This is a genomic window from Pseudomonas sp. R-28-1W-6, from assembly GCF_009799925.1.
Lineage (GTDB): Bacteria > Pseudomonadota > Gammaproteobacteria > Pseudomonadales > Pseudomonadaceae > Aquipseudomonas.
The window spans coordinates 695,125-721,087 of the sequence record NZ_WELK01000002.1 but is presented as its reverse complement, the minus strand read 5'-3'; the positions used below and the strand labels follow the sequence as shown (position 1 = coordinate 721,087).

Genomic DNA, 25,963 nt, shown 5'->3' with positions numbered 1-25,963 from the left:
GATGGTAGTGTGGGGCTTCCCCATGTGAGAGTAGGTCATCGTCAAGCTCCTATCCCAAACCCCCGATCATCGAAAGATGGTCGGGGGTTTGTCTTTGCGTCGCAGAAACTGGTCGGTACTTTTCTAGGCAACACCAACCTGCATCGTTATGATGCCTGCCTCTTTGCGAGGCGAGACTCGAATGCAAGACGTGTTGCAACTGCTGCGGGATGGCGAATTCCATTCCGGTGAGGTTCTGGGGCAGCTGCTGGGTGTGAGTCGCAGTGCTGTGTGGAAGCGCCTGCAGCATCTGGAAGGCGACCTTGGGCTCAGCCTCTACCGGGTGCGTGGGCGTGGCTATCGCCTGGCTTCGGCTCTGTCGCTGCTGGATGCGGAGCGCATCGCTGTCGGCGGCGCCGAGCTGGGCTGGGCGACCTTGGTCTATGAGTCGCTGGATTCGACCAATGCCGAGGCGCTGCGGCGGCTGGCTACGGGGCATCCTGCGCCGCTCTTGGTGCTGGCCGAGCGGCAGGAGAGTGGTCGCGGGCGGCGCGGGCGGGCCTGGATCAGTCCCTATGCGGAGAATCTGTATTACAGCCTGGGGCTGCGCATCGAGGGGGGCGCCTATCCGCTTGAGGGGCTCAGTCTGACCGTCGGCCTGGCGGTGTTGAGCGCGCTGCGAGAGCTGGGGTGTGCCGAGGCGGGGTTGAAGTGGCCGAATGACGTGTTGGTAGGTGGGCGCAAGTTGGCTGGCATCTTGTTGGAGCTGGCTGGCGACCCTGCCGATGCGTGCCAGGTGGTCATTGGTATTGGCGTCAACGTTAATATGCTGCCGGGGCGGGTGGAGATCGATCAGCCCTGGACTTCGCTGCGTGAGCACGCGGGGCAATTGATCGACCGCACCGAGCTTCTGCTGCGGCTGAGTCGGTGTCTGCGGCGCTATCTGGATATCCATGCGCAAGAAGGCTTTGCCGGGCTGCGTGAGGAGTGGGAGGCGGCTCATCTCTGGCAGGGAGCTGCGGTGACCCTCGCAATGGGCCCGCAGCATATCGATGGGCGGGTGCTGGGAGTCGATCGGCAGGGCGCGCTGCGCCTGGAGGTGGCCGGTGAAGAGCGGTCATTCAGTGGTGGTGAGCTGAGCCTGAGGTTGCGTAATGATTCTTGAGCTGGACTGTGGCAACAGCTTTATCAAGTGGCGCTTGCTGGCTGTGGATGGCCAGGCGGGTGTCGCCGGCGGGGTGGTTGGTTCCAGCGAGCAGTTGCTGGATGCGGTACGTGGGGTGCCTGGCGCGCTGCCCGGACACTGCCGCCTGGTGAGTGTGCGTAGCGATGAGGAAACCGATGCCCTGGTGGCGTCGATTGAGCAGGCTTTTGCGCTCAAGGTCTGCTGTGCCCGGCCGGCGCAACAGCTTGCCGGGGTGCGCAATGGCTATGAAGATTACGCGCGCCTGGGGTTGGATCGCTGGTTGGCTCTGGTGGGGGCCTACCGGTTGTCTGGCGGCGCTTGTCTGGTACTGGATCTGGGCACGGCAGTCACTTCCGACTTTGTCGCTGCCGATGGCGAGCATCTGGGTGGCTATATCTGTCCGGGGGTTCCGCTGATGCGCAACCAGCTGAGGACGCACACCCGGCGCATTCGTTATGACGATGCGGCCGCCGAAGAGGCGGCGCGCAGCCTGCTGCCTGGGCGCTCCACGGCCGAGGCGGTGGAGCGAGGCTGTTCGTTGATGTTGCGGGGCTTTGTGTCGACCCAGCTCGAGTTGGCGAATGAGTGCCTGGGTGAGGATTTCACCGTCTATCTCACGGGGGGCGACGCGCCCCTGGTGCGTGAACTGCTGCCGCAGGCGCACCTGGTTGCCGATCTGGTTTTTGTCGGGCTTGCGGCGGCCTGTCCTTTGTCTTGAGGTCTGTTATGCGCTGGTTGTTCCTGCTCCTGCTGGTACTCAACCTTTTCTATTACGTCTGGCACCAACAGCAGGCACCTCTGCGGGTCAAGGAAGTCGAGCCGATGTCCCTCTATCGTGGCGCGCAGCAGGATATTCGCCTGCTCAGCGAGGCCGATAGGCAGCAGCGGCGTGAGCCGGCTGTTGCGCCGGCCGCGGCTGCTACTGAAACCTGCCTGTTTCTCGGCAGCTTCCAGCAGGAAGGGGCTGCGCGCGAGGTCGAGCAGCGGCTGATGTCCCTGGATATTCAGGGGGAGGTTCGCGGTATCGATGCGGCGGCGGGCCTGGATTACTGGGTCTATCTGGCGCCACTGGCCTCCCGGCAGGCGTCATTGCGTCAGCTCAAGGAGCTGCAGGCGCGGAAGATTGACAGTTACATCATCACCCAGGGCGATCTGGCCAATGGTATTTCGCTGGGTATTTTTCCGCGCAGTGACTCTGCGCAGAGCGTCATGCAGCGTCTTATCGATGCCGGATACGAGCCGTTGTTGCGCGAATTGCCCCGGGCGCAGCGCAGTTACTGGGTGCGCATAGCCCCGCAGAGTCGGCGTTTGGCTGACGATTACCTGCTGCAGCAACTGGCTTCTGACTTCAAAGACTTACAACATCAATTAATGCCGTGCGAAGACGTTGCAATGCCGCGTTAGTTTGCATAGAATGGCGCCCGCTTTGCAGGGTAGCCCTTGCAAGGTTGCTGTCAGAAATTGCTAACCTCAAGTTTTTATTGAGAAATTGCTTGACAGTAGGGTGGCATGAGTTGAGAATGCCGCCTCGTTTTGGAGGGGTTCCCGAGCGGCCAAAGGGATCAGACTGTAAATCTGACGTCATCGACTTCGAAGGTTCGAATCCTTCCCCCTCCACCAGATTTAGCGTGAGCCGCAAGCTCCGCGGGCATAGTTCAGTGGTAGAACCTCAGCCTTCCAAGCTGATGATGCGGGTTCGATTCCCGCTGCCCGCTCCAGGTTTGCAGTTTATGCAATGTGTTTCGCTCATGTAGCTCAGTTGGTAGAGCACACCCTTGGTAAGGGTGAGGTCAGCGGTTCAAATCCGCTCATGAGCTCCACTTTAACAAAGGCAGATATGCAGATATCTGCCTTTGTTTTAATGGCAGCGTGACTCGGTCAATTCATTGATGGGAGACGGTCAAAATGGCTAAAGAAAAGTTTGAACGGAATAAACCACACGTCAACGTAGGGACCATTGGTCACGTTGATCACGGTAAAACCACTCTGACCGCTGCTCTGACCCGCGTTTGCTCCGAAGTATTCGGTTCGGCTCGTGTCGACTTCGACAAGATCGACAGCGCTCCGGAAGAAAAAGCTCGCGGTATCACCATCAACACCGCTCACGTTGAATACGATTCGGCCGTTCGCCACTACGCGCACGTTGACTGCCCTGGTCACGCCGACTACGTAAAAAACATGATCACCGGTGCTGCCCAGATGGACGGCGCGATCCTGGTTTGCTCCGCTGCTGACGGCCCGATGCCGCAGACCCGCGAGCACATCCTGCTGTCCCGTCAGGTAGGCGTTCCTTACATCGTCGTGTTCCTGAACAAGGCCGACATGGTTGACGACGCCGAGCTGCTGGAACTGGTCGAGATGGAAGTTCGCGACCTGCTGTCCACCTACGACTTCCCGGGTGACGACACTCCGATCATCATCGGCTCCGCGCTGATGGCTCTGAACGGTCAGGACGACAACGAAATGGGCACCAGCGCCGTCAAGAAGCTGGTTGAAACCCTGGACGTGTACATCCCTGAGCCGGTTCGTGCGATCGACAAGCCGTTCCTGATGCCGATCGAAGACGTATTCTCGATCTCCGGCCGCGGTACTGTAGTTACCGGTCGTGTAGAGCGCGGTATCGTCAAGATCCAGGAAGAAATCGAGATCGTTGGTCTGCGTGACACCACCAAGACCACCTGCACCGGCGTTGAAATGTTCCGCAAGCTGCTCGACGAAGGTCGTGCTGGCGAGAACTGCGGCGTACTGCTGCGCGGCACCAAGCGTGACGACGTGGAGCGTGGTCAGGTTCTGGCCAAGCCGGGCACCATCAAGCCGCACACCAAGTTCGAAGCTGAAGTGTACGTGCTGTCCAAGGAAGAAGGTGGTCGTCACACCCCGTTCTTCAAGGGCTACCGTCCGCAGTTCTACTTCCGTACCACCGACGTAACCGGTTCGTGCGAACTGCCGGAAGGCGTTGAAATGGTAATGCCGGGCGACAACGTGAAAATGGTTGTTACCCTGATCAAGCCGATCGCCATGGAAGACGGCCTGCGTTTCGCGATTCGCGAAGGCGGTCGTACCGTTGGCGCGGGTGTTGTTGCCAAGATCGTCGAGTAATCGGTTGATCTAGCCTTGTCGGGCCGGCATAATGGTCGGCCTGACTTCGTTTTAGGCCAGTAGCTCAATTGGCAGAGCGGCGGTCTCCAAAACCGCAGGTTGGGGGTTCGATTCCCTCCTGGCCTGCCAGATTCCTGAAATAAGCGGATCTGGCATTTCTTCTACAGGGTTGTTCTCATGAATGCCAAAGCTGAAGCTAAAGACTCGCGCTTTGACTCGCTGAAGTGGCTGGTTGTTGTCGCTCTGGTGGTCGCTGGCGTGGTCGGCAATCAGTATTTCTCGGCTGAGCCGCTCCTGTATCGTGTGCTGGTTCTGCTGGCGCTGGCTGCTGTGGCTGGTTTTGCCGCGCTGCAGACTGCCAAAGGGCAGGCCTTCTTCGGTCTTGCCAAAGAGGCGCGTACCGAAATCCGTAAAGTTGTGTGGCCAAGCCGTCAGGAAACCACGCAGACCACTCTGATCGTGGTGGCTGTGGTCCTGGTCATGGCGCTGGTTCTGTGGGGTCTGGATTCCCTGCTGGGCTGGCTTGTTTCGTTGATTGTCGGTTAAGGGTGTCCCGTGGCTAAGCGTTGGTACGTTGTGCATGCTTACTCGGGTTACGAGAAGCATGTCATGCGCTCGTTGATTGAGCGCGTCAAGCTGGCTGGCATGGAAGATGAGTTCGGCGAAATTCTGGTCCCTACCGAAGAAGTGGTAGAGATGCGTAATGGCCAGAAGCGCAAGAGCGAGCGCAAGTTCTTCCCCGGCTATGTTCTGGTTCAGATGGAAATGAACGAGGCGACTTGGCACTTGATCAAGGATACGCCGCGCGTCATGGGTTTCATCGGTGGTACTGCCGACAAGCCGGCGCCGATCACCGAGAAAGAAGCCGATGCGATTCTGCGTCGTGTTGCCGATAGCGGCGACAAGCCGAAGCCGAAGACGCTGTTCGAGCCGGGTGAAACCGTGCGCGTCATCGATGGTCCGTTCGCGGACTTCAACGGTGTGGTTGAAGAGGTTAACTACGAAAAGAGCCGGATCCACGTGGCCGTGCTTATTTTCGGTCGTTCCACTCCGGTGGAGCTGGAGTTCAGTCAGGTCGAGAAGGCATAACTGGACAATGCATCCCGTACCCCGCAGTCATGGACTGCGGGGTTTTTTCGTCATTGGGATAAACGTGTACGTCATTGGGGAGCCGCAAGGCGCTTGAACCCAAAATTGGAGTAGCTCATGGCTAAGAAGATTACCGCTTATATCAAGCTGCAAGTGAAGGCCGCCCAGGCCAACCCGTCGCCGCCCGTAGGCCCGGCTCTGGGTCAGCACGGCGTGAACATCATGGAATTCTGCAAGGCGTTCAACGCCCGTACCCAGGGCATGGAACCTGGTCTGCCGACTCCAGTGATCATCACTGTGTACAGCGACCGCAGCTTCACCTTTGAAACCAAAAGCACCCCGGCTTCGGTCCTGCTGAAGAAGGCCGCCGGCCTGACCAGCGGTTCCGCTCGTCCGAACACCGTCAAAGTTGGCACCGTTACCCGTGCTCAGCTGGAAGAGATCGCCAAGACCAAGAAGGCCGATCTGACTGCCGCTGACCTGGATGCGGCCGTGCGTACCATCGCCGGCTCCGCGCGTAGCATGGGCCTCAACGTGGAGGGTGTGTAATGGCTAAGCTGACCAAGCGCCAGAAGGCAATCGCTGAGAAAATCGAAGCCGGCAAGCAATACGGTTTCGAAGACGCCGCCAAGCTGTTGGCCGAACTGTCTGCCGTCAAGTTCACCGAGTCGTTCGATATCGCCATCAACCTGGGTGTTGATCCGCGTAAATCCGACCAGGTCGTGCGTGGCGCTACCGTACTGCCGAACGGCACCGGTAAGACCGTTCGCGTCGCCGTGTTCACCCAAGGTCCGGGCGCTGAAGCTGCCCTGGCTGCCGGTGCTGACAAGGTCGGCATGGACGAACTGGCTGCCGAGATGAAAGCCGGCGACCTGAACTACGACGTGGTCATCGCTTCCCCGGACGCCATGCGCGTTGTCGGTCAGCTGGGCCAGATCCTCGGTCCGCGCGGCCTGATGCCGAACCCGAAGGTCGGTACTGTGACTCCGGACGTGGCCACTGCCGTTAAGAACGCCAAGGCCGGTCAAGTACGTTTCCGTACCGACAAGAACGGCATCATCCACACCTCTGTTGGCAAGGTCGGCTTCGAAGCCGCTCACCTGAAGCAGAACGTGGAAGCCCTGCTGTCGGACCTCAAGCGTCTGAAGCCGTCCACCTCGAAAGGCATCTATGTCAAGCGCGTGACCCTGAGCACCACCATGGGTCCGGGTCTGGTCATCGACCAGGCTTCGCTCGAGGCGTAAGTCATGGCATGGGCCGGCGGAGCGATCCGCCGGCTTGAAAAAATTGGGGTCCCTGCCTGGCGGGGGCTATCCAAGACCGTAGGCGGCGCAAGCCTTAAACCACAAGCCTACGCAGATGGTGCTCCCGATTCGCCTAGCGAATCAGACACCAAAACGTCGCCCGGCTTCGGCCAGGCGAACAGGTAATCCAGGAGTAAACCCGTGGCAATTAAACTCGAAGACAAAAAGGCCATCGTCGCTGAAGTCAACGAGGCTGCCAAAGCCGGTCTTTCCGCTGTCGTGGCTGATGCCCGTGGCGTGACTGTCGGCGCTATGACCGGACTCCGTAAAGAGGCCCGCGAAGCTGGCGTATATGTACGTGTCGTACGTAACACCCTGCTGCGCCGCGCCGTTGAAGGCACTCAATATGACGTGCTCAACGACGTGTTCAAAGGCCCGACCCTGATCGCGTTCTCCAACGAACACCCGGGCGCTGCTGCTCGTCTGTTCAAGGAATTCGCCAAGGGTCAGGACAAGTTCGAGATCAAGGCAGCTGCGTTCGAGGGCAAGTTCCTCGCAGCCAATCAGATCGACGTACTGGCAACTCTGCCGACCTACGACGAAGCCATTTCGCAGCTGATGAGCGTGATTCAAGGCGCTACCAGCAAGCTGGCTCGTACTCTGGCGGCCGTTCGCGACCAGAAAGAAGCTGCTGCCGCCTAAGGCGTCGCACCGTTTTTCTCAAGCAAATTTGTTTAATTTGATGGCCGCGAAGGCTGTCCCCCAATACAGGAATTAGAGTCATGGCTCTGTCGAACGAAGACATCATCGAAGCAATCGGCCAGAAAACCGTTCTGGAAGTTGTTGAACTGATCAAGGCAATGGAAGAGAAGTTCGGCGTTACCGCCGCTGCTGCCACCGTTGCTGCTGCTGGCCCGGCTGCTGCCGTTGCTGAAGAGCAGACCGAGTTCAACATCATGCTGGTTGAAGCCGGCGAGAAGAAAGTGAACGTCATCAAAGTCGTTCGCGAACTGACCGGTCTGGGTCTGAAAGAAGCCAAAGCAGTAGTTGACGGCGCTCCGGCTGCCGTTAAAGAAGGCGTGTCGAAAGACGAAGCCGAAGCTGCCAAGAAGGCTCTGGAAGAAGCTGGCGCCAAAGTCGAGCTCAAGTAAGCGACGACCTTGCGTCAACAGCCCAAGCATTGCGCTTAAGGCTGGCGGCTGGTGGCTTTTGCCACCGGCCTTTTTCCGTTATGGGCGATGTGCGCAGGCCTTCGCCCTAACGTGAAAACCCGCTCGAGGGCGGTGCAAACCTAGGGTTTGCAAGATTTTCTGGCTGTTGCCGTCGGGAGCAGCCAAACAAGCAGGTGACCAAGCTGGGGAACGCTGATGGCTTACTCATACACTGAGAAAAAACGTATCCGCAAGGACTTTAGCAAGTTGCCGGACGTGATGGATGTGCCGTATCTCCTGGCCATCCAGTTGGATTCGTACCGCGAATTCCTGCAGGCGGGAGCGAGCAAGGAGCAGTTCCGCGACGTTGGCCTGCATGCGGCCTTCAAGTCCGTATTCCCGATTATCAGCTACTCCGGCAATGCTGCTCTGGAGTATGTCGGCTATCGCCTGGGCGAGCCGGCATTCGACGTCAAAGAGTGCGTGCTGCGTGGCGTGACCTTCGCAGTACCGCTGCGGGTCAAGGTCCGTCTGATCATTTTCGACAAAGAATCGTCGAACAAAGCGATCAAGGACATCAAAGAGCAAGAAGTCTACATGGGGGAAATCCCCCTGATGACCGAGAACGGTACCTTCATCATCAACGGTACCGAGCGCGTCATCGTTTCCCAGCTGCACCGCTCGCCGGGTGTGTTCTTCGACCACGACCGTGGCAAGACCCACAGCTCGGGCAAGCTGCTGTACTCGGCGCGCATCATTCCTTACCGCGGCTCCTGGCTGGACTTCGAGTTCGACCCGAAGGACTGCGTGTTCGTGCGTATCGACCGTCGTCGCAAGCTTCCGGCTTCCGTGCTGCTGCGCGCGCTGGGCTACAGCACCGAGGAAGTGCTGAATGCCTTCTACGCCACCAACGTGTTCCACGTGCAGGGCGAGTCGCTCAACCTGGAACTGGTGCCGCAGCGTCTGCGTGGTGAAATCGCCGCGTTCGACATCAAGGACGAGAAGGGTAAGGTCATCGTTGAGCAGGGCCGCCGCATCACCGCGCGCCACATCAACCAGATCGACAAGGCCGGCATCAAAGAGCTGGAAGTTCCGCTCGACTACGTGCTGGGCCGCACCACCGCCAAGGCCATCGTGCATCCGTCGACCGGCGAGATCGTTGCCGAGTGCAACACCGAGCTGACCGTCGACCTGCTGGCCAAGATCGTCAAGGCCCAGGTTGTCCGCATCGAGACCCTGTACACCAACGACATCGACTGCGGTCCGTTCATCTCCGACACCCTGAAGATCGACTCCACCAGCAACCAGCTGGAAGCCCTGGTCGAGATCTACCGCATGATGCGTCCTGGCGAGCCGCCAACCAAAGACGCCGCCGAGACCCTGTTCAACAACCTGTTCTTCAGCGCCGAGCGTTACGACTTGTCCGCCGTCGGCCGCATGAAGTTCAACCGTCGTATCGGTCGCACCGAGATCGAAGGTTCCGGCGTGCTGAGCAAGGAAGACATCGTCGAGGTCCTCAAGACCCTGGTCGATATCCGTAACGGCAAAGGCATCGTCGACGACATCGACCACCTGGGTAACCGCCGCGTACGTTGCGTCGGCGAAATGGCCGAGAACCAGTTCCGTGTTGGCCTGGTGCGCGTCGAGCGTGCGGTCAAGGAACGCCTGTCGATGGCCGAAAGCGAAGGCCTGATGCCGCAGGACCTGATCAACGCCAAGCCGGTTGCGGCGGCGGTGAAGGAGTTCTTCGGTTCCAGCCAGCTCTCGCAGTTCATGGACCAGAACAACCCGCTCTCCGAGATCACCCACAAGCGCCGCGTCTCCGCACTCGGCCCGGGCGGTCTGACCCGTGAGCGTGCCGGCTTCGAAGTCCGCGACGTACACCCGACCCACTACGGCCGCGTGTGCCCGATCGAGACCCCTGAAGGTCCGAACATCGGTCTGATCAACTCCCTGGCTGCGTATGCGCGCACCAACCAGTACGGCTTCCTGGAAAGCCCGTACCGTGTGGTCAAGGCCGGCCTGGTCACCGACGAAATCGTCTTCCTGTCCGCCATCGAAGAGGCCGATCACGTGATCGCCCAGGCTTCGGCGACCATGAACGACAAGGGCATGCTGACCGACGAACTGGTGGCCGTGCGTCACCTGAACGAATTCACCGTCAAGGCGCCGGAAGACGTCACCCTGATGGACGTGTCGCCGAAGCAGGTAGTTTCCGTTGCGGCCTCGCTGATTCCGTTCCTCGAGCACGACGACGCCAACCGTGCGTTGATGGGTTCCAACATGCAGCGTCAGGCTGTACCGACCCTGCGCGCCGACAAGCCGCTGGTAGGTACCGGCATGGAGCGCAACGTTGCCCGTGACTCCGGCGTCTGCGTCGTGGCCCGTCGTGGCGGTGTGATCGACTCGGTCGATGCCAGCCGTATCGTGGTTCGCGTCAACGATGACGAAGTCGAAACTGGCGAAGCCGGTGTCGACATCTACAACCTGACCAAATACACCCGCTCCAACCAGAACACCTGCATCAACCAGCGTCCGCTGGTGAGCAAGGGTGACAAGGTTTCGCGCAGCGACATCCTGGCCGACGGCCCGTCCACCGACATGGGTGAACTGGCGTTGGGTCAGAACATGCGCGTGGCGTTCATGCCGTGGAACGGCTTCAACTTCGAAGACTCCATCTGCCTGTCCGAGCGCGTGGTCCAGGAAGACCGCTTCACCACGATCCACATCCAGGAACTGACCTGCGTGGCCCGTGACACCAAGCTCGGCCCAGAGGAAATCACCGCGGACATCCCGAACGTCGGTGAAGCTGCGCTGAACAAGCTGGACGAAGCCGGTATCGTCTACGTCGGTGCCGAAGTCATGGCTGGCGACATCCTGGTCGGCAAGGTCACCCCGAAAGGCGAGACCCAGCTGACTCCGGAAGAGAAGCTGCTGCGTGCGATCTTCGGTGAGAAGGCGTCCGACGTGAAGGACACCTCCCTGCGCGTGCCGACCGGCACCAAGGGTACCGTCATCGACGTGCAGGTCTTCACCCGTGACGGCGTGGAGCGCGACTCGCGCGCCCTGTCCATCGAGAAGATGCAGCTGGACGAGATCCGCAAGGACCTCAACGAGGAGTTCCGCATCGTCGAAGGTGCCACCTTCGAGCGTCTGCGTTCCGCCCTGGTGGGTGCCAAGGCCGAAGGCGGCGCCGGTCTGAAGAAAGGCGCGGTCATCGACGACGCCTTCCTCGACGGCCTCGAGCGCGGTCAGTGGTTCAAGCTGCGCATGGCCGAAGATGCTCTCAACGAGCAGCTGGAAAAGGCCCAGGCCTACATCAGCGACCGTCGTCAGATGCTCGACGACAAGTTCGAAGACAAGAAGCGCAAGCTGCAGCAGGGCGACGACCTGGCGCCGGGCGTACTGAAGATCGTCAAGGTCTATCTGGCCATCAAGCGCCGCATCCAGCCGGGCGACAAGATGGCCGGTCGTCACGGTAACAAGGGTGTGGTCTCGGTGATCATGCCGGTCGAAGACATGCCGCACGATGCCAATGGCACCCCGGTAGACATCGTCCTCAACCCGCTGGGCGTACCGTCGCGTATGAACGTCGGGCAGATCCTCGAAACCCACCTGGGCCTCGCGGCCAAGGGCCTGGGCGAGAAGATCAACCGCATGCTCGAAGAGCAGCGCAAGGTCGCCGAGCTGCGCAAGTTCCTCCACGAGATCTACAACGAGATCGGTGGTCGTCAGGAGAACCTGAACGAGCTGTCCGATACCGAGATCCTCGACCTGGCGAAGAACCTGCGTGGCGGTGTGCCGATGGCCACCCCGGTGTTCGACGGTGCCAAGGAGAAAGAGATCAAGGCCATGCTCAAGCTGGCCGATCTGCCGGAAAGCGGCCAGATGCGCCTGACCGACGGCCGTACCGGTAACCAGTTCGAGCGTCCGACCACCGTCGGCTACATGTACATGCTCAAACTGAACCACCTGGTCGACGACAAGATGCACGCTCGTTCCACCGGTTCCTACAGCCTGGTTACCCAGCAGCCGCTGGGTGGTAAGGCGCAGTTCGGTGGTCAGCGCTTCGGTGAGATGGAGGTCTGGGCACTGGAAGCCTACGGCGCCGCCTACACCCTGCAGGAAATGCTGACCGTGAAGTCGGACGACGTGAACGGCCGGACCAAGATGTACAAGAACATCGTGGACGGCGATCACCGCATGGAGGCCGGCATGCCCGAGTCCTTCAACGTGTTGATCAAAGAGATCCGCTCGCTCGGTATCGACATCGAACTGGAAACCGAATAACACGCACCGCCTATGCGGCGCCCGGCCGAGGCCGGGTTGCCGCTGGTCCGTGAGGAGGAAAGGCCTTGAAAGACTTGCTGAATCTGTTGAAAAACCAGGGTCAGGTGGAAGAGTTCGATGCGATCCGTATCGGTCTGGCTTCGCCTGAGATGATCCGTTCCTGGTCTTTCGGTGAAGTGAAAAAGCCGGAAACCATCAACTACCGTACCTTCAAGCCTGAGCGCGATGGTCTGTTCTGCGCCAAGATCTTTGGCCCGGTCAAGGACTACGAGTGCCTGTGCGGTAAGTACAAGCGCCTCAAGCATCGTGGCGTGATCTGTGAGAAGTGCGGCGTGGAAGTCGCCCTGGCCAAGGTCCGTCGTGAGCGCATGGCGCACATCGAACTGGCTTCGCCGGTTGCCCACATCTGGTTCCTGAAGTCCCTGCCGAGCCGTATCGGCCTGCTGCTGGACATGACCCTGCGTGACATCGAGCGCGTGCTCTATTTCGAGAGCTACGTGGTGATCGATCCGGGCATGACCACCCTGGAAAAGGGCCAGCTGCTGAACGACGAGCAGTACTTCGAAGCCCTCGAAGAGTTCGGTGACGACTTCGACGCGCGCATGGGCGCCGAAGCGGTTCGCGAGCTGCTCAACGCGATCGACCTGGATCACGAGATCGGCCGCCTGCGTGAAGAGATTCCGCAGACCAACTCGGAAACCAAGATCAAGAAGCTGTCCAAGCGCCTGAAGCTGATGGAAGCCTTCAAGGACTCCGGCAACCATCCGGAGTGGATGGTCCTGACCGTTCTGCCGGTACTGCCGCCAGACCTGCGTCCGCTGGTGCCGCTGGATGGCGGCCGCTTTGCGACCTCCGATCTGAACGATCTGTACCGCCGGGTGATCAACCGTAACAACCGTCTGAAGCGCCTGCTCGATCTGTCGGCGCCGGACATCATCGTGCGCAACGAAAAGCGCATGCTGCAGGAAGCGGTCGACGCCCTGCTCGACAACGGCCGTCGCGGTCGCGCCATCACCGGCTCGAACAAGCGTCCGCTGAAGTCGCTGGCCGACATGATCAAGGGTAAGCAAGGTCGCTTCCGTCAGAACCTGCTCGGTAAGCGCGTGGACTACTCCGGTCGTTCCGTAATTACCGTGGGCCCGACCCTGCGCCTGCACCAGTGCGGTCTGCCGAAGAAGATGGCGCTCGAGCTGTTCAAGCCGTTCATTTTCGGCAAGCTGGAAATGCGTGGCATGGCGACCACCATCAAGGCCGCCAAGAAGATGGTCGAGCGCGAGCTGCCCGAGGTCTGGGACGTTCTCGCCGAAGTCATCCGCGAACACCCCGTGCTGCTCAACCGCGCACCGACCCTGCACCGTCTGGGCATCCAGGCGTTCGAGCCGGTCCTGATCGAAGGTAAAGCGATCCAGCTGCACCCGCTGGTCTGCGCCGCGTACAACGCCGACTTCGACGGTGACCAGATGGCCGTCCACGTCCCGCTGACGCTGGAAGCCCAGCTGGAAGCGCGTGCGCTGATGATGTCGACCAACAACATCCTGTCGCCCGCCAACGGCGAGCCGATCATCGTGCCGTCGCAGGACGTGGTACTGGGTCTGTACTACATGACCCGCGAAGCGATCAACGCCAAGGGCGAGGGCCGTGTGTTCGCCGACCTGCAGGAAGTCGACCGCGTGTTCCGCGCCGGCGAAGCGTCCCTGCATGCCCGCGTCAAGGTGCGCATCAACGAGACCGTCAACCAGAAAGACGGCAGCGTGGTGAAGAACACCCGTATCGTCGACACCACTGTTGGCCGTGCGCTGCTGTTCCAGGTGGTCCCGGCCGGCCTGTCGTACGACGTGGTCAACCAGCCGATGAAGAAGAAGGCGATCTCCAAGCTGATCAACCTGTGCTACCGCACGGTCGGTCTGAAGGACACCGTGATCTTCGCCGACCAGCTGATGTACACCGGTTTCGCCTACTCGACCATCTCCGGTGTGTCGATCGGCGTGAACGACTTCGTCATCCCGGATGAGAAGGCGCGCATCATCGACGCCGCCACCGAGGAAGTGAAGGAAATCGAATCGCAGTACGCCTCCGGCCTGGTCACCCAGGGCGAGAAGTACAACAAGGTGATCGACCTCTGGTCCAAGGCCAACGACGAAGTGTCCAAGGCGATGATGGCCAACCTCTCGAAAGAGTCGGTTGTCGATCGTGAGGGCAAGACCGTCGAGCAGGAGTCCTTCAACTCCATGTACATGATGGCCGACTCCGGTGCTCGTGGTAGCGCCGCGCAGATTCGCCAGCTGGCCGGTATGCGTGGTCTGATGGCCAAGCCGGACGGCTCCATCATCGAAACGCCGATCACCGCGAACTTCCGTGAAGGCCTGAACGTACTGCAGTACTTCATCTCCACCCACGGTGCGCGTAAAGGTCTGGCGGATACCGCACTGAAGACCGCGAACTCCGGTTACCTGACCCGTCGCCTGGTCGACGTGGCGCAGGATCTGGTGGTGACCGAAGTCGATTGCGGCACCGAACACGGCCTGCTGATGACTCCGCACATCGAAGGCGGTGACGTGGTCGAGCCGCTGGGCGAGCGCGTTCTGGGTCGAGTGATCGCCAAGGACGTGTTCAAGCCCGGCACCGACGAAGTCATCGTGCCGGCCGGTACCCTGGTCGACGAGCAGTGGGTCGAGTTCATCGAGCGCGCCAGCATCGACGAAGTGATCGTGCGTTCGCCGATCAGCTGTGAAACCCGCTACGGCATCTGCGCCAAGTGCTACGGTCGCGATCTGGCCCGTGGTCACCAGGTCAACATCGGTGAAGCGGTCGGCGTCATCGCCGCCCAGTCCATCGGTGAGCCGGGTACCCAGCTGACCATGCGTACGTTCCACATCGGTGGTGCGGCCAGCCGGACTTCAGCAGCCGACAGCGTCCAGGTGAAGAACGGCGGTGCGATCCGTCTGCACAACCTGAAGCACGTCGAGCGCGTGGACGGCAACCTGGTCGCGGTATCGCGTTCCGGCGAGCTGGCCGTGGCCGACGAGTTCGGTCGCGAGCGCGAGCGCTACAAGCTGCCGTACGGTGCCGTAATTTCCGTGAAGGAAGGTGACAAGGTCGAAGCTGGCGCCATCGTCGCCAAGTGGGACCCGCACACCCACCCGATCGTGACCGAGATGAAGGGTGTGGTTACCTTCGTCGGCATGGAAGAAGGCATCACCATCAAGCGCCAGACCGACGAACTGACCGGTCTGACCAACATCGAAGTGCTGGACCCGAAAGATCGTCCGGCCGCCGGCAAGGACATCCGTCCGGCGATCAAGATGGTCGACACCAATGGCAAGGAGCTGCTGCTGCCGGGTACAGACGTACCGGCCCAGTATTTCCTGCCGGCCAATGCCCTGGTCGGCGTGGCCGACGGCGCGCAGATCGCGGTCGGTGACGTTATCGCCCGTATCCCGCAGGAAACTTCGAAGACCCGCGACATCACCGGTGGTCTGCCGCGCGTTGCCGACCTGTTCGAAGCGCGTCGTCCGAAAGAAGCCTCGATCCTGGCGGAAATCAGCGGCACCATCGCCTTCGGCAAGGAGACCAAGGGCAAGCGCCGTCTGGTCATCACCCCGACCGACGGCAGCGATCCGTACGAGGAGCTGATTCCGAAGTGGCGTCACCTGAACGTCTTCGAAGGCGAACAAGTGAACCGCGGTGAAGTAATCTCCGACGGTCCGAGCGATCCGCACGACATCCTGCGTCTGCTGGGCGTCAGCGCGCTGGCCAAGTACATCGTCAACGAGATCCAGGACGTTTACCGCCTGCAGGGCGTGAAGATCAACGACAAGCACATCGAGACCATCCTGCGTCAGATGTTGCGTAAGGTTGAGATCACCGAATCCGGCGACTCCAGCTTCATCAAGGGCGACCAGATGGAACTGACCCACGTCCTGGGCGAGAACGAGCGTTTGGCTGCAGATGACAAGTTCATCTCCAAGTTCGACCGCGTGCTGCTGGGTATCACCAAGGCGTCGCTGTCCACCGAATCGTTCATCTCGGCGGCCTCCTTCCAGGAGACCACTCGCGTACTGACCGAGGCGGCGGTGACCGGCAAGCGTGACTACCTGCGCGGCCTGAAAGAAAACGTGGTCGTGGGTCGTCTGATCCCGGCCGGTACCGGTCTGGCCTATCACAGCGAGCGCAAGCGCAAGCGTGAAGCGGCTCAGCCGGTGCGAGTGAGCGCCAGTGAAGTGGAAGCTGCACTGACCGAAGCGCTGAACTCCGGCAATTGAGAGTGATGTCCCGAGCGACCTGTCGCGCGGGGCATTGCCTTGACTGGGGGCGTCAGTCTCTTTAGACTCATGCACCCCTAAATTTGGCAGGGCGTTGTGCTCTGCCATTTTGCTTTTGTTGTAATAAATAGCGTCGAAAGACAACAGTGGAGCTAGTAGATGGCAACTATCAACCAGCTGGTACGTCAGCCGCGCAAGCGTATCGTCGAGAAATCCGACGTTCCTGCGCTGCAGAACTGCCCGCAACGTCGTGGCGTGTGCACCCGCGTGTACACCACCACGCCGAAAAAACCGAACTCTGCACTGCGTAAGGTATGCCGTGTTCGCCTGACCAACGGTTTTGAAGTCACCTCCTACATCGGTGGTGAAGGTCACAACCTGCAAGAGCACAGCGTCGTGCTGATCCGTGGCGGTCGTGTAAAAGACCTTCCGGGTGTGCGCTACCACACTGTTCGCGGTTCGCTGGATACCACCGGCGTTAAAGACCGTAAGCAGGGTCGCTCGAAGTACGGTACCAAGCGTCCGAAGTAATTCGGTTCGCCATTTTTCTTTTTATTGAGTCGATAAGAGTAAGGTCGGGCGTAACCGGATGGTTATGGTCCCGGGCTAACCTGAAGACCGTTTGAGGGCTTATCATGCCAAGACGTCGTGTAGCAGCTAAGCGTGAGATTCTGGACGATCCGAAATACGGATCGCAAATCCTCGCCAAATTCATGAACCACGTGATGGAAAGCGGCAAGAAGGCAGTGGCCGAGCGCATCGTTTACGGTGCCCTGGAAACTGTCAAAGCGCGCAAGAATAGCGATCCCCTGGAGATCTTCGAGAAAGCTCTCGACGCCATCGCTCCGCTGGTCGAAGTGAAGTCCCGCCGTGTCGGCGGTGCGACTTACCAGGTTCCGGTCGAAGTTCGTCCGTCCCGTCGTAATGCCCTGGCCATGCGTTGGCTGGTGGATTACGCGCGCAAGCGTGGCGAAAAATCCATGGCTCTGCGCCTTGCTGGCGAGCTGCTGGATGCTGCAGAAGGCAAAGGTGCTGCAGTGAAGAAGCGTGAAGACGTGCACCGTATGGCTGAAGCCAACAAAGCCTTCTCGCATTACCGCTTCTAATTTCGGCGCTTCTAAATTTGCGAGGGCTTTATGGCTCGTACTACCCCGATTAACCGCTACCGTAACATTGGTATCTGCGCGCACGTTGATGCGGGCAAGACCACCACTACCGAGCGGATCCTGTTCTACACAGGTCTCAGCCACAAGATGGGTGAGGTGCATGACGGCGCTGCCACTACCGACTGGATGGTTCAGGAGCAGGAGCGTGGTATTACCATTACCTCTGCTGCCGTAACCACCTTCTGGAAAGGTTCGCGTGGTCAGTATGACAACTACCGCGTAAACGTCATCGACACCCCCGGCCACGTTGACTTCACCATTGAAGTAGAGCGTTCTCTGCGTGTGCTCGACGGCGCTGTCGTGGTGTTCTGTGGTACTTCCGGCGTTGAGCCGCAGTCCGAAACCGTATGGCGCCAAGCCAACAAGTACGGTGTTCCGCGTGTTGTCTACGTGAACAAGATGGACCGTGCGGGCGCTGACTTCCTGCGTGTGGTCGGTCAGATCAAGAACCGCCTGGGTCATACCCCGGTTCCGGTTCAGCTGGCTATCGGCTCCGAAGAGAACTTCGAAGGTCAGATCGATCTGATCAAGATGAAGGCCATCTACTGGAACGATGACGACAAGGGTACTACCTACCGTGAGGAGGAGATCCCTGCTGCGCTTCAGGACCTGGCTGACGAGTGGCGTTCGAACATGGTTGAGGCTGCTGCCGAAGCCAGCGAAGAGCTGATGAACAAGTACCTCGAAGGCGGTGAGCTGACTGTCGAGGAAATCAAGGCCGGTCTGCGCTCGCGCACCCTGGCTGGTGAAATCGTTCCGGCTGTTTGTGGTTCCTCGTTCAAGAACAAGGGTGTTCCGCTGGTGCTCGATGCCGTCATCGACTACCTGCCGGCTCCGACCGAGATCCCTGCGATCAAGGGCATTCACCCGGACCTCATTGAGAAGCCGAAAGACGAGCTGCAGGATGCGGACTACGACGAGCGTCACGCAAGCGACGACGAGCCGTTCTCGGCTCTGGCGTTCAAGATCGCGACCGACCCGTTCGTCGGTACTCTGACCTTCGTGCGCGTCTACTCGGGCTTCCTGAGCTCGGGCGACTCCGTGGTCAACTCGGTCAAGGGCAAGAAAGAGCGCGTTGGTCGTATGGTGCAGATGCACGCCAACCAGCGTGACGAAATCAAGGAAGTGCGTGCAGGCGATATCGCTGCTCTGATCGGCATGAAGGACGTCACCACTGGCGACACCCTGTGCTCGATCGAGAAGCCGATCATCCTTGAGCGTATGGACTTCCCGGAGCCGGTAATTTCGGTGGCCGTAGAGCCGAAGACCAAGGCTGACCAGGAGAAGATGGGTGTTGCTCTGGGCAAGCTGGCTCAGGAAGACCCGTCGTTCCGCGTCAAGACTGACGAGGAAACCGGTCAGACCATCATCTCCGGTATGGGTGAGCTGCACCTGGACATCCTCGTTGACCGCATGAAGCGCGAGTTCAACGTTGAGGCCAACATCGGTAAGCCTCAGGTTTCCTACCGCGAGAAGATCACCAAGAACTGCGAAATCGAAGGCAAGTTCGTGCGTCAATCCGGTGGTCGTGGCCAGTTCGGTCACTGCTGGATTCGCTTCGCGCCGGCTGATGAAGGTCAGGAAGGTCTGGTTTTCGTCAACGAAGTCGTAGGTGGTGTGGTTCCGAAGGAATACATCCCGGCGATCCAGAAGGGTATCGAGGAGCAAATGAAGAACGGCGTTGTTGCCGGCTATCCGCTGATCGGCCTGAAGGCGACCGTGTTCGATGGTTCCTACCACGACGTCGACTCCAACGAGATGGCGTTCAAGGTGGCTGCCTCCATGGCGACCAAGCAACTGGCCCAGAAGGGTGGCGGTGTTGTGCTTGAGCCGATCATGAAGGTTGAAGTGGTAACCCCTGAGGACTACATGGGTGACGTGATGGGTGACCTGAACCGTCGTCGTGGTCTGATCCAGGGTATGGAAGACTCGGTGTCCGGTAAGGTTATCCGTGCTGAGGTTCCGCTGGGTGAGATGTTCGGTTATGCGACCGACGTCCGTTCCATGTCTCAGGGTCGCGCAAGCTACTCCATGGAATTCTCCAAATACTCCGAGGCTCCGTCGAACATCGTCGAAGCACTGGTTAAAAAACAAGGCTAATCAAGCCCTTTAGGCAAGAGGTTCACAGTCGTGGCTAAAGAAAAGTTTGAACGTAACAAACCGCACGTCAACGTAGGCACCATCGGTCACGTTGACCACGGTAAAACCACCCTGACCGCTGCTCTGACTCGCGTTTGCTCCGAAGTATTCGGTTCGGCTCGTGTCGACTTCGACAAGATCGACAGCGCTCCGGAAGAAAAAGCTCGCGGTATCACCATCAACACCGCTCACGTTGAATACGATTCGGCCGTTCGCCACTACGCGCACGTTGACTGCCCTGGTCACGCCGACTACGTAAAAAACATGATCACCGGTGCTGCCCAGATGGACGGCGCGATCCTGGTTTGCTCCGCTGCTGACGGCCCGATGCCGCAGACCCGCGAGCACATCCTGCTGTCCCGTCAGGTAGGCGTTCCTTACATCGTCGTGTTCCTGAACAAGGCCGACATGGTTGACGACGCCGAGCTGCTGGAACTGGTCGAGATGGAAGTTCGCGACCTGCTGTCCACCTACGACTTCCCGGGTGACGACACTCCGATCATCATCGGCTCCGCGCTGATGGCTCTGAACGGTCAGGACGACAACGAAATGGGCACCAGCGCCGTCAAGAAGCTGGTTGAAACCCTGGACGTGTACATCCCTGAGCCGGTTCGTGCGATCGACAAGCCGTTCCTGATGCCGATCGAAGACGTATTCTCGATCTCCGGCCGCGGTACTGTAGTTACCGGTCGTGTAGAGCGCGGTATCGTCAAGATCCAGGAAGAAATCGAGATCGTTGGTCTGCGTGACACCACCAAGACCACCTGCACCGGCGTTGAAATGTTCCGCAAGCTGCTCGACGAAGGTCGTGCTGGCGAGAACTGCGGCGTACTGCTGCGCGGCACCAAGCGTGACGACGTGGAGCGTGGTCAGGTTCTGGCCAAGCCGGGCACCATCAAGCCGCACACCAAGTTCGAAGCTGAAGTGTACGTGCTGTCCAAGGAAGAAGGTGGTCGTCACACCCCGTTCTTCAAGGGCTACCGTCCGCAGTTCTACTTCCGTACCACCGACGTAACCGGTTCGTGCGAACTGCCGGAAGGCGTTGAAATGGTAATGCCGGGCGACAACGTGAAAATGGTTGTTACCCTGATCAAGCCGATCGCCATGGAAGACGGCCTGCGTTTCGCGATTCGCGAAGGCGGCCGTACCGTTGGTGCCGGCGTGGTTGCCAAGATCGTCGAGTAATCGATTGTCGCGGTAAAGGAAAAGGCCCTTCGGGGCCTTTTCTGTTTTCTGTGCAAAAGTTGACACCCCCTGGGCGCATCCGTACAATCACGCCTCCTTTTAACGGGCGTAGTCCGTCCGTTGGGGATAGCAGAGATAGAGTCTGAGGTCAAAATGCAAAACCAACAAATCCGTATTCGGTTGAAGGCTTTTGACCATCGCCTGATCGATCAATCCACCCAGGAAATCGTGGAAACCGCGAAACGTACTGGTGCTCAGGTGCGTGGTCCTATTCCTCTGCCTACTCGCAAGGAGCGTTTCACCGTTCTGGTCTCTCCGCACGTCAACAAAGACGCGCGCGATCAGTACGAGATTCGCACTCATAAGCGTGTTCTGGACATCGTCCAGCCGACGGATAAAACCGTTGACGCGCTGATGAAGCTCGACCTTGCGGCTGGCGTGGAAGTGCAGATCAGCCTCGGCTAAAACCTTGGGGTTTTAGTCGTGTAACGCTCTGAAATGGGCGGCCATAGCGGGTGAAAGCCCCGTACACTCATGAGGTTTACAACATGACTATTGGTGTAGTCGGGCGTAAGTGCGGCATGACCCGCATTTTCACCGAAGAAGGTGTCTCCATTCCGGTTACGGTCATTGAGATCGAGCCGAATCGCGTCACCCAGTTCAAAACTGAAGAAAGCGATGGCTATCGCGCCGTGCAGGTTACCGTTGGTGAGCGTCGTGCTTCCCGCGTAACCAAGGCTCAGGCTGGCCACTTTGCCAAGGCAAATGTCGCAGCTGGTCGTGGTGTTTGGGAGTTCCGTCTTGCAGAAGGCGAGTACCAGGCTGGCGATCAGATTACTGCCGAGCTGTTCCAGGCTGGTCAACTGGTGGATGTCACCGGTGAATCCAAGGGTAAAGGCTTTGCCGGTACCATCAAGCGCTGGAACTTCCGCGGTCAAGACAATACCCACGGCAACTCCCTCTCGCACCGCGTCCCGGGTTCCATCGGCCAGTGCCAGACTCCTGGTCGTGTATTCAAGGGCAAAAAAATGTCCGGTCATTTGGGCGCTGAGCGCGTGACCGTGCAGTCCCTGGAAGTTGTGCGCGTCGACGCTGAACGCAATCTGCTGCTGGTCAAGGGTGCCGTTCCTGGCGCTACTGGCGGCAATCTGGTTGTGCGTCCGGCTGCCAAGGCTCGCGGTTAAGGGGAGATGCTGAGATGCAATTGAATGTAACTAACGCTCAGGCGATCGAAGTCTCCGACGCGACTTTCGGCAGCGAATACAACGAGACCCTGGTTCACCAGGCCGTTGTCGCCTACATGGCTGGTGGTCGTCAGGGCAGCAAGCAGCAGAAGACTCGTTCCGACGTGTCCGGTGGCGGCAAGCGTCCGTGGCGTCAGAAGGGCACTGGTCGTGCTCGTGCTGGTACCTCTCGTGGTCCGATCTGGCGTGGCGGTGGTGTGACCTTCGCTGCTCGTCCGCAGAACCACGACCAGAAGCTCAACAAGAAGATGTATCGCGCCGCTCTGCGCTCGATCCTCTCCGAGTTGGTGCGTGCTGATCGCCTGGTTGTCGTGGAAGACTTCGCTGTTGATGCACCGAAAACCAAGGTTCTCCTGAACAAGCTGAATGGCATGGGTCTGAACGACGTTCTGATCGTGTCCGACGCTGTTGATCAGAATCTGTACCTGGCTGCGCGCAACCTGCCGCACGTCGACGTACGTGACGTTCAAGGTTCCGATCCTGTCAGCCTGATCGCCTACGACAAGGTGCTGGTCACCGTGTCCGCCGTGAAGAAATTCGAGGAGCTGCTGGGATGAACCAGGAACGCGTATTCAAAGTGCTGGTTGGCCCGCATGTCTCCGAGAAAGCCACTGTGCTGGCGGACGGCAAGAGCCAATTCGTTTTCAAGGTTGCCACTGATGCAACCAAGCTGGAAATCAAGAAGGCCGTCGAAAGCCTGTTCAACGTCAAAGTGGCTGCTGTTAATACCGTGAACGTTCTCGGTAAAAGCAAGCGCACCGCTCGCGGCGTGGGCAAGCGTAACGACTGGAAGAAGGCGTACATCGCTCTTCAGCCGGGCCAGGACATCGATTTCGCCAGCAGTGCTGAGTAAGGTAGGGGTGCATCATGGCAATCGTTAAATGCAAACCGACTTCCGCTGGCCGCCGTTTCGTGGTCAAGGTGGTCAATCAGGAGCTGCACAAAGGCGCTCCTTATGCTCCGCTGCTCGAGAAGAAGTCGAAGACTGGCGGCCGTAACAACAACGGTCGTATTACCACTCGCCACATCGGCGGTGGTCACAAGCAGCACTATCGTCTGGTCGATTTCCGTCGCAACGACAAAGATGGCATCCCTGCCACTGTCGAGCGTATCGAATACGATCCGAACCGTACCGCACACATCGCTCTGCTGATGTATGCAGACGGCGAGCGTCGCTACATCATCGCGCCGAAAGGTGTGAGTGCTGGTGACCAGCTGATCGCTGGTGCCGCTGCTCCGATCAAGGCTGGCAACAGCATGTCGCTGCGCAGCATCCCGGTGGGTTCGACCGTTCACGGTATCGAGCTGAAGCCAGGTAAAGGCGCTCAGATCGCGCGTTCCGCTGGTGCCTCGGCTCAGCTGGTGGCTCGCGAAGGTGCTTACGTCACCCTGCGTCTGCGCTCCGGCGAGATGCGCAAAGTGCTGGCCGAATGCCGCGCGACCCTGGGCGAAGTCTCGAACTCCGAGCACAGCCTGCGTTCGCTGGGTAAAGCTGGTGCCAAGCGCTGGCGTGGTGTTCGCCCGACCGTTCGCGGCGTGGCGATGAACCCGGTAGACCACCCGCATGGTGGTGGTGAAGGTCGTACCTCTGGTGGCCGTCATCCGGTGTCTCCATGGGGCTTCCCGACTAAGGGCGCGAAGACTCGTGGTAACAAGCGCACCGATAAAATGATCGTCCGTCGTCGCAAGTAACTAGAGGGATACGACAGTGCCGCGTTCTCTGAAAAAAGGTCCTTTTATCGATCTTCACCTACTGAAGAAGATCGAAGTGGCGGTGGAAAAGAACGATCGCAAGCCGGTTAAAACCTGGTCGCGCCGTTCCATGATCCTGCCGCAGATGGTCGGTCTGACCATCGCTGTACATAACGGTCGTCAACATGTCCCGGTTCTCGTGAACGAAGACATGGTCGGCCACAAACTCGGCGAGTTCGCTGGTACCCGCACTTATCGTGGGCACGTGGCGGACAAGAAAGCCAAGCGTTAAGGGGTAAGGAAATGGAAGTAGCCGCTAAGTTGTCGGGCGCTCGCATCTCTGCCCAGAAAGCCCGCTTGGTCGCCGACCAGATCCGCGGGAAGAAGGTGGGCGAAGCGCTCAACCTCCTGGCTTTCAGCAGTAAGAAAGCCGCCGAGATCATGAAAAAAGTGCTGGAGTCGGCCGTAGCCAACGCCGAGCATAACGAAGGCGCTGACGTTGATGACCTGAAGGTCAGCACCGTCTTCGTCAACGAAGGGCGTTCGCTGAAGCGCATCATGCCGCGTGCCAAGGGCCGCGCTGATCGCATCGTCAAGCGGTCTTGCCATATCACTGTCAAGGTTGCGGACAAGTAACGGAGTCGATCAGATGGGTCAGAAAGTACATCCCACTGGCATTCGCCTGGGAATCGTCAAGGAGCACACCTCCGTTTGGTATGCAGACAAGCGTCAATACGCTGATTATCTGTTTGCCGACCTGAAGGTCCGTGAGTACCTCCAAGACAAACTAAAAAGCGCGTCCGTAAGCCGTATCGACATCGCTCGTCCGGCTCAGACTGCACGCATCACCATCCACACCGCTCGTCCCGGCATCGTGATCGGCAAGAAAGGTGAAGATGTTGAGAAGCTGCGTCAGGACCTGACCAAGCAAATGGGTGTGCCGGTGCACATCAACATCGAAGAGATCCGCAAGCCGGAGCTCGACGGTCTGTTGGTAGCGCAGAGCGTTGCTCAGCAGCTGGAGCGTCGTGTGATGTTCCGCCGCGCCATGAAACGTGCCGTACAAAACGCCATGCGTATTGGTGCCAAGGGCATCAAGATCCAGGTGAGCGGTCGTCTTGGCGGTGCAGAAATCGCCCGTACCGAGTGGTATCGCGAAGGTCGTGTGCCTCTGCACACCCTGCGTGCCGATATCGATTACGCCACTTACGAAGCGCACACCACTTACGGTGTGATCGGCGTGAAGGTTTGGATCTTCAAAGGTGAGGTCATCGGTGGCCTCAAAGAAGAGCTGAAACCTCAAGCGCCCGCTCCTCGTAAAAAAGCTGCCAAGTAAGGAGTACGCAAAATGCTGCAACCCAAGCGTACAAAATTCCGCAAGCAGATGACTGGCCACAACCGTGGTCTGGCTCAGCGCGGTAGCAAAGTCAGCTTCGGCGAATTCGCCCTGAAAGCTGTTGCACGTGGCCGTCTGACTGCTCGTCAGATCGAATCGGCTCGTCGTGCCCTGACTCGTCACGTTAAGCGTGGCGGTAAAATCTGGATCCGTGTGTTCCCGGACAAGCCTGTCACCAAAAAGCCCCTCGAAGTTCGTATGGGTAAAGGGAAGGGCGGCGTTGAGTACTGGGTGGCGCAGATCCAGCCGGGCAAAGTGCTGTACGAGATCGAAGGTGTTCCAGAAGAGCTGGCGCGTGAGGCTTTCGCCCTGGCTGCTGCAAAGCTGCCCCTCGCCACCTCCTTTGTTAAGCGGACGGTGATGTGATGAAAGCGAATGAACTTCGTGAAAAATCGGTTCAGCAGCTGAACGAGCAACTGCTCGGTCTGCTGCGCGACCAGTTCAATCTGCGCATGCAGAAGGCAACTGGTCAGTTGGGGCAGTCTCACCTGCTCTCGCAAGTGAAGCGCGACATTGCTCGCGTGAAGACTGTGCTCACCCAGCAGGCAGGTAAGTAATCATGGCTGAAGCTGAGAAAACCGTCCGCACGCTGACTGGCCGCGTCGTCAGCGACAAAATGGACAAGACCATTACCGTTCTGATCGAGCGTCGTGTTAAGCACCCGATCTACGGTAAATACGTGAAGCGTTCGACCAAACTGCACGCCCACGACGAAACCAACCAGTGCCACATCGGCGACAAGGTCACCATCCGTGAGACCCGTCCGCTGGCCAAGACCAAGTCTTGGGCGCTGGTCGAAGTCGTCGAACGTGCCGTGGAAGTCTAAGGACTAGGGGTCGGA

The 25,963-nt window shown here is 59.2% G+C and carries 27 protein-coding genes and 4 tRNA genes; all 31 read left to right on the top strand.

Features of this window, described 5'->3' with window-relative positions:
• Positions 1-181 precede the first annotated feature (181 nt).
• Positions 182-1,144 (top strand): bifunctional biotin--[acetyl-CoA-carboxylase] ligase/biotin operon repressor BirA, encoded by a 963-nt coding sequence (gene birA / locus F3I62_RS07655; protein WP_160489014.1) that lies wholly within the window; start codon positions 182-184, stop codon positions 1,142-1,144.
• Complete coding sequence (locus F3I62_RS07650) at positions 1,134-1,883, top strand: pantothenate kinase (protein ID WP_160489013.1); 750 nt, start codon at positions 1,134-1,136, stop codon at positions 1,881-1,883. The genes birA and F3I62_RS07650 overlap by 11 nt, the downstream gene beginning before the upstream one ends.
• An 8-nt stretch (positions 1,884-1,891) precedes the next feature.
• Positions 1,892-2,569 (top strand): SPOR domain-containing protein, encoded by a 678-nt coding sequence (locus F3I62_RS07645; protein ID WP_160489012.1) that lies wholly within the window; start codon positions 1,892-1,894, stop codon positions 2,567-2,569.
• A 131-nt stretch (positions 2,570-2,700) separates the two neighbouring features.
• Positions 2,701-2,785, top strand: a tRNA-Tyr gene (locus F3I62_RS07640).
• 24 nt (positions 2,786-2,809) lie between these two features.
• A tRNA-Gly gene (locus F3I62_RS07635) sits at positions 2,810-2,883 on the top strand.
• A 26-nt stretch (positions 2,884-2,909) separates the two neighbouring features.
• Positions 2,910-2,985 (top strand) — tRNA-Thr (locus F3I62_RS07630).
• A gap of 85 nt (positions 2,986-3,070) precedes the next feature.
• Entirely contained in the window at positions 3,071-4,264 is a 1,194-nt protein-coding gene (gene tuf, locus F3I62_RS07625; protein WP_160489006.1) for an elongation factor Tu, read from the top strand.
• 53 nt (positions 4,265-4,317) lie between these two features.
• Positions 4,318-4,393, top strand: a tRNA-Trp gene (locus tag F3I62_RS07620).
• Between the two features lie 48 nt (positions 4,394-4,441).
• Complete coding sequence (secE, locus tag F3I62_RS07615; RefSeq protein ID WP_160489011.1) at positions 4,442-4,810, top strand: preprotein translocase subunit SecE; 369 nt, start codon at positions 4,442-4,444, stop codon at positions 4,808-4,810.
• A 9-nt stretch (positions 4,811-4,819) separates the two neighbouring features.
• Positions 4,820-5,353: a transcription termination/antitermination protein NusG gene (nusG, locus tag F3I62_RS07610; protein WP_160082964.1), complete on the top strand. Its 534-nt coding sequence runs from the start codon at positions 4,820-4,822 to the stop codon at positions 5,351-5,353.
• A 117-nt stretch (positions 5,354-5,470) separates the two neighbouring features.
• On the top strand, positions 5,471-5,902 hold the full coding sequence (rplK, locus tag F3I62_RS07605) for a 50S ribosomal protein L11 (RefSeq protein WP_119892002.1): 432 nt from the start codon (positions 5,471-5,473) through the stop codon (positions 5,900-5,902).
• Entirely contained in the window at positions 5,902-6,597 is a 696-nt protein-coding gene (rplA, locus tag F3I62_RS07600) for a 50S ribosomal protein L1 (RefSeq protein WP_160082960.1), read from the top strand. Before rplK ends, rplA begins: the two co-directional genes overlap by 1 nt.
• Positions 6,598-6,798: 201 nt before the next feature.
• Positions 6,799-7,299: a 50S ribosomal protein L10 gene (gene rplJ / locus F3I62_RS07595; protein WP_160082958.1), complete on the top strand. Its 501-nt coding sequence runs from the start codon at positions 6,799-6,801 to the stop codon at positions 7,297-7,299.
• Positions 7,300-7,379: 80 nt separating this feature from the next.
• Positions 7,380-7,748 carry a 50S ribosomal protein L7/L12 gene (rplL, locus tag F3I62_RS07590; RefSeq protein WP_160489010.1) on the top strand — a complete coding sequence of 123 codons (369 nt, stop codon included), beginning with the start codon at positions 7,380-7,382 and terminating at the stop codon, positions 7,746-7,748.
• Between the two features lie 216 nt (positions 7,749-7,964).
• A complete protein-coding gene (gene rpoB / locus F3I62_RS07585) occupies positions 7,965-12,038 on the top strand; it encodes a DNA-directed RNA polymerase subunit beta (protein ID WP_160489009.1) in 4,074 nt (1,357 codons plus the stop codon).
• Positions 12,039-12,103: 65 nt separating this feature from the next.
• Complete coding sequence (gene rpoC, locus F3I62_RS07580) at positions 12,104-16,300, top strand: DNA-directed RNA polymerase subunit beta' (protein WP_160489008.1); 4,197 nt, start codon at positions 12,104-12,106, stop codon at positions 16,298-16,300.
• Between the two features lie 159 nt (positions 16,301-16,459).
• Complete coding sequence (rpsL, locus tag F3I62_RS07575) at positions 16,460-16,831, top strand: 30S ribosomal protein S12 (protein ID WP_021217014.1); 372 nt, start codon at positions 16,460-16,462, stop codon at positions 16,829-16,831.
• A gap of 104 nt (positions 16,832-16,935) precedes the next feature.
• A complete protein-coding gene (rpsG, locus tag F3I62_RS07570; protein WP_040261491.1) occupies positions 16,936-17,406 on the top strand; it encodes a 30S ribosomal protein S7 in 471 nt (156 codons plus the stop codon).
• A 30-nt stretch (positions 17,407-17,436) separates the two neighbouring features.
• Complete coding sequence (fusA, locus tag F3I62_RS07565; protein WP_160489007.1) at positions 17,437-19,566, top strand: elongation factor G; 2,130 nt, start codon at positions 17,437-17,439, stop codon at positions 19,564-19,566.
• Between the two features lie 30 nt (positions 19,567-19,596).
• The gene (gene tuf / locus F3I62_RS07560) at positions 19,597-20,790 is read left to right on the top strand and encodes an elongation factor Tu (RefSeq protein ID WP_160489006.1); all 1,194 of its coding nucleotides are present in this window, start codon (positions 19,597-19,599) and stop codon (positions 20,788-20,790) included.
• 153 nt (positions 20,791-20,943) lie between these two features.
• Complete coding sequence (gene rpsJ / locus F3I62_RS07555; protein ID WP_003186070.1) at positions 20,944-21,255, top strand: 30S ribosomal protein S10; 312 nt, start codon at positions 20,944-20,946, stop codon at positions 21,253-21,255.
• An 83-nt stretch (positions 21,256-21,338) separates the two neighbouring features.
• Entirely contained in the window at positions 21,339-21,974 is a 636-nt protein-coding gene (gene rplC / locus F3I62_RS07550; protein ID WP_160489005.1) for a 50S ribosomal protein L3, read from the top strand.
• A 14-nt stretch (positions 21,975-21,988) separates the two neighbouring features.
• Positions 21,989-22,591, top strand: a complete 603-nt coding sequence (gene rplD / locus F3I62_RS07545; RefSeq protein ID WP_160082944.1) for a 50S ribosomal protein L4 — start codon at positions 21,989-21,991, stop codon at positions 22,589-22,591.
• Positions 22,588-22,887: a 50S ribosomal protein L23 gene (gene rplW, locus F3I62_RS07540; protein ID WP_160082942.1), complete on the top strand. Its 300-nt coding sequence runs from the start codon at positions 22,588-22,590 to the stop codon at positions 22,885-22,887. The genes rplD and rplW overlap by 4 nt, the downstream gene beginning before the upstream one ends.
• Before the next feature lie 14 nt (positions 22,888-22,901).
• Positions 22,902-23,726: a 50S ribosomal protein L2 gene (gene rplB / locus F3I62_RS07535; RefSeq protein WP_160082940.1), complete on the top strand. Its 825-nt coding sequence runs from the start codon at positions 22,902-22,904 to the stop codon at positions 23,724-23,726.
• A gap of 16 nt (positions 23,727-23,742) precedes the next feature.
• On the top strand, positions 23,743-24,018 hold the full coding sequence (gene rpsS / locus F3I62_RS07530) for a 30S ribosomal protein S19 (RefSeq protein WP_010486981.1): 276 nt from the start codon (positions 23,743-23,745) through the stop codon (positions 24,016-24,018).
• 11 nt (positions 24,019-24,029) lie between these two features.
• Entirely contained in the window at positions 24,030-24,362 is a 333-nt protein-coding gene (gene rplV / locus F3I62_RS07525) for a 50S ribosomal protein L22 (protein WP_003103908.1), read from the top strand.
• Between the two features lie 13 nt (positions 24,363-24,375).
• Entirely contained in the window at positions 24,376-25,062 is a 687-nt protein-coding gene (gene rpsC, locus F3I62_RS07520) for a 30S ribosomal protein S3 (RefSeq protein ID WP_160082938.1), read from the top strand.
• A gap of 12 nt (positions 25,063-25,074) precedes the next feature.
• Positions 25,075-25,488 carry a 50S ribosomal protein L16 gene (gene rplP, locus F3I62_RS07515; RefSeq protein ID WP_160082936.1) on the top strand — a complete coding sequence of 138 codons (414 nt, stop codon included), beginning with the start codon at positions 25,075-25,077 and terminating at the stop codon, positions 25,486-25,488.
• Positions 25,488-25,679, top strand: a complete 192-nt coding sequence (gene rpmC, locus F3I62_RS07510) for a 50S ribosomal protein L29 (RefSeq protein WP_160082934.1) — start codon at positions 25,488-25,490, stop codon at positions 25,677-25,679. Before rplP ends, rpmC begins: the two co-directional genes overlap by 1 nt.
• Positions 25,680-25,681: 2 nt before the next feature.
• Entirely contained in the window at positions 25,682-25,948 is a 267-nt protein-coding gene (rpsQ, locus tag F3I62_RS07505; RefSeq protein ID WP_160082932.1) for a 30S ribosomal protein S17, read from the top strand.
• Positions 25,949-25,963: the final 15 nt, after the last annotated feature.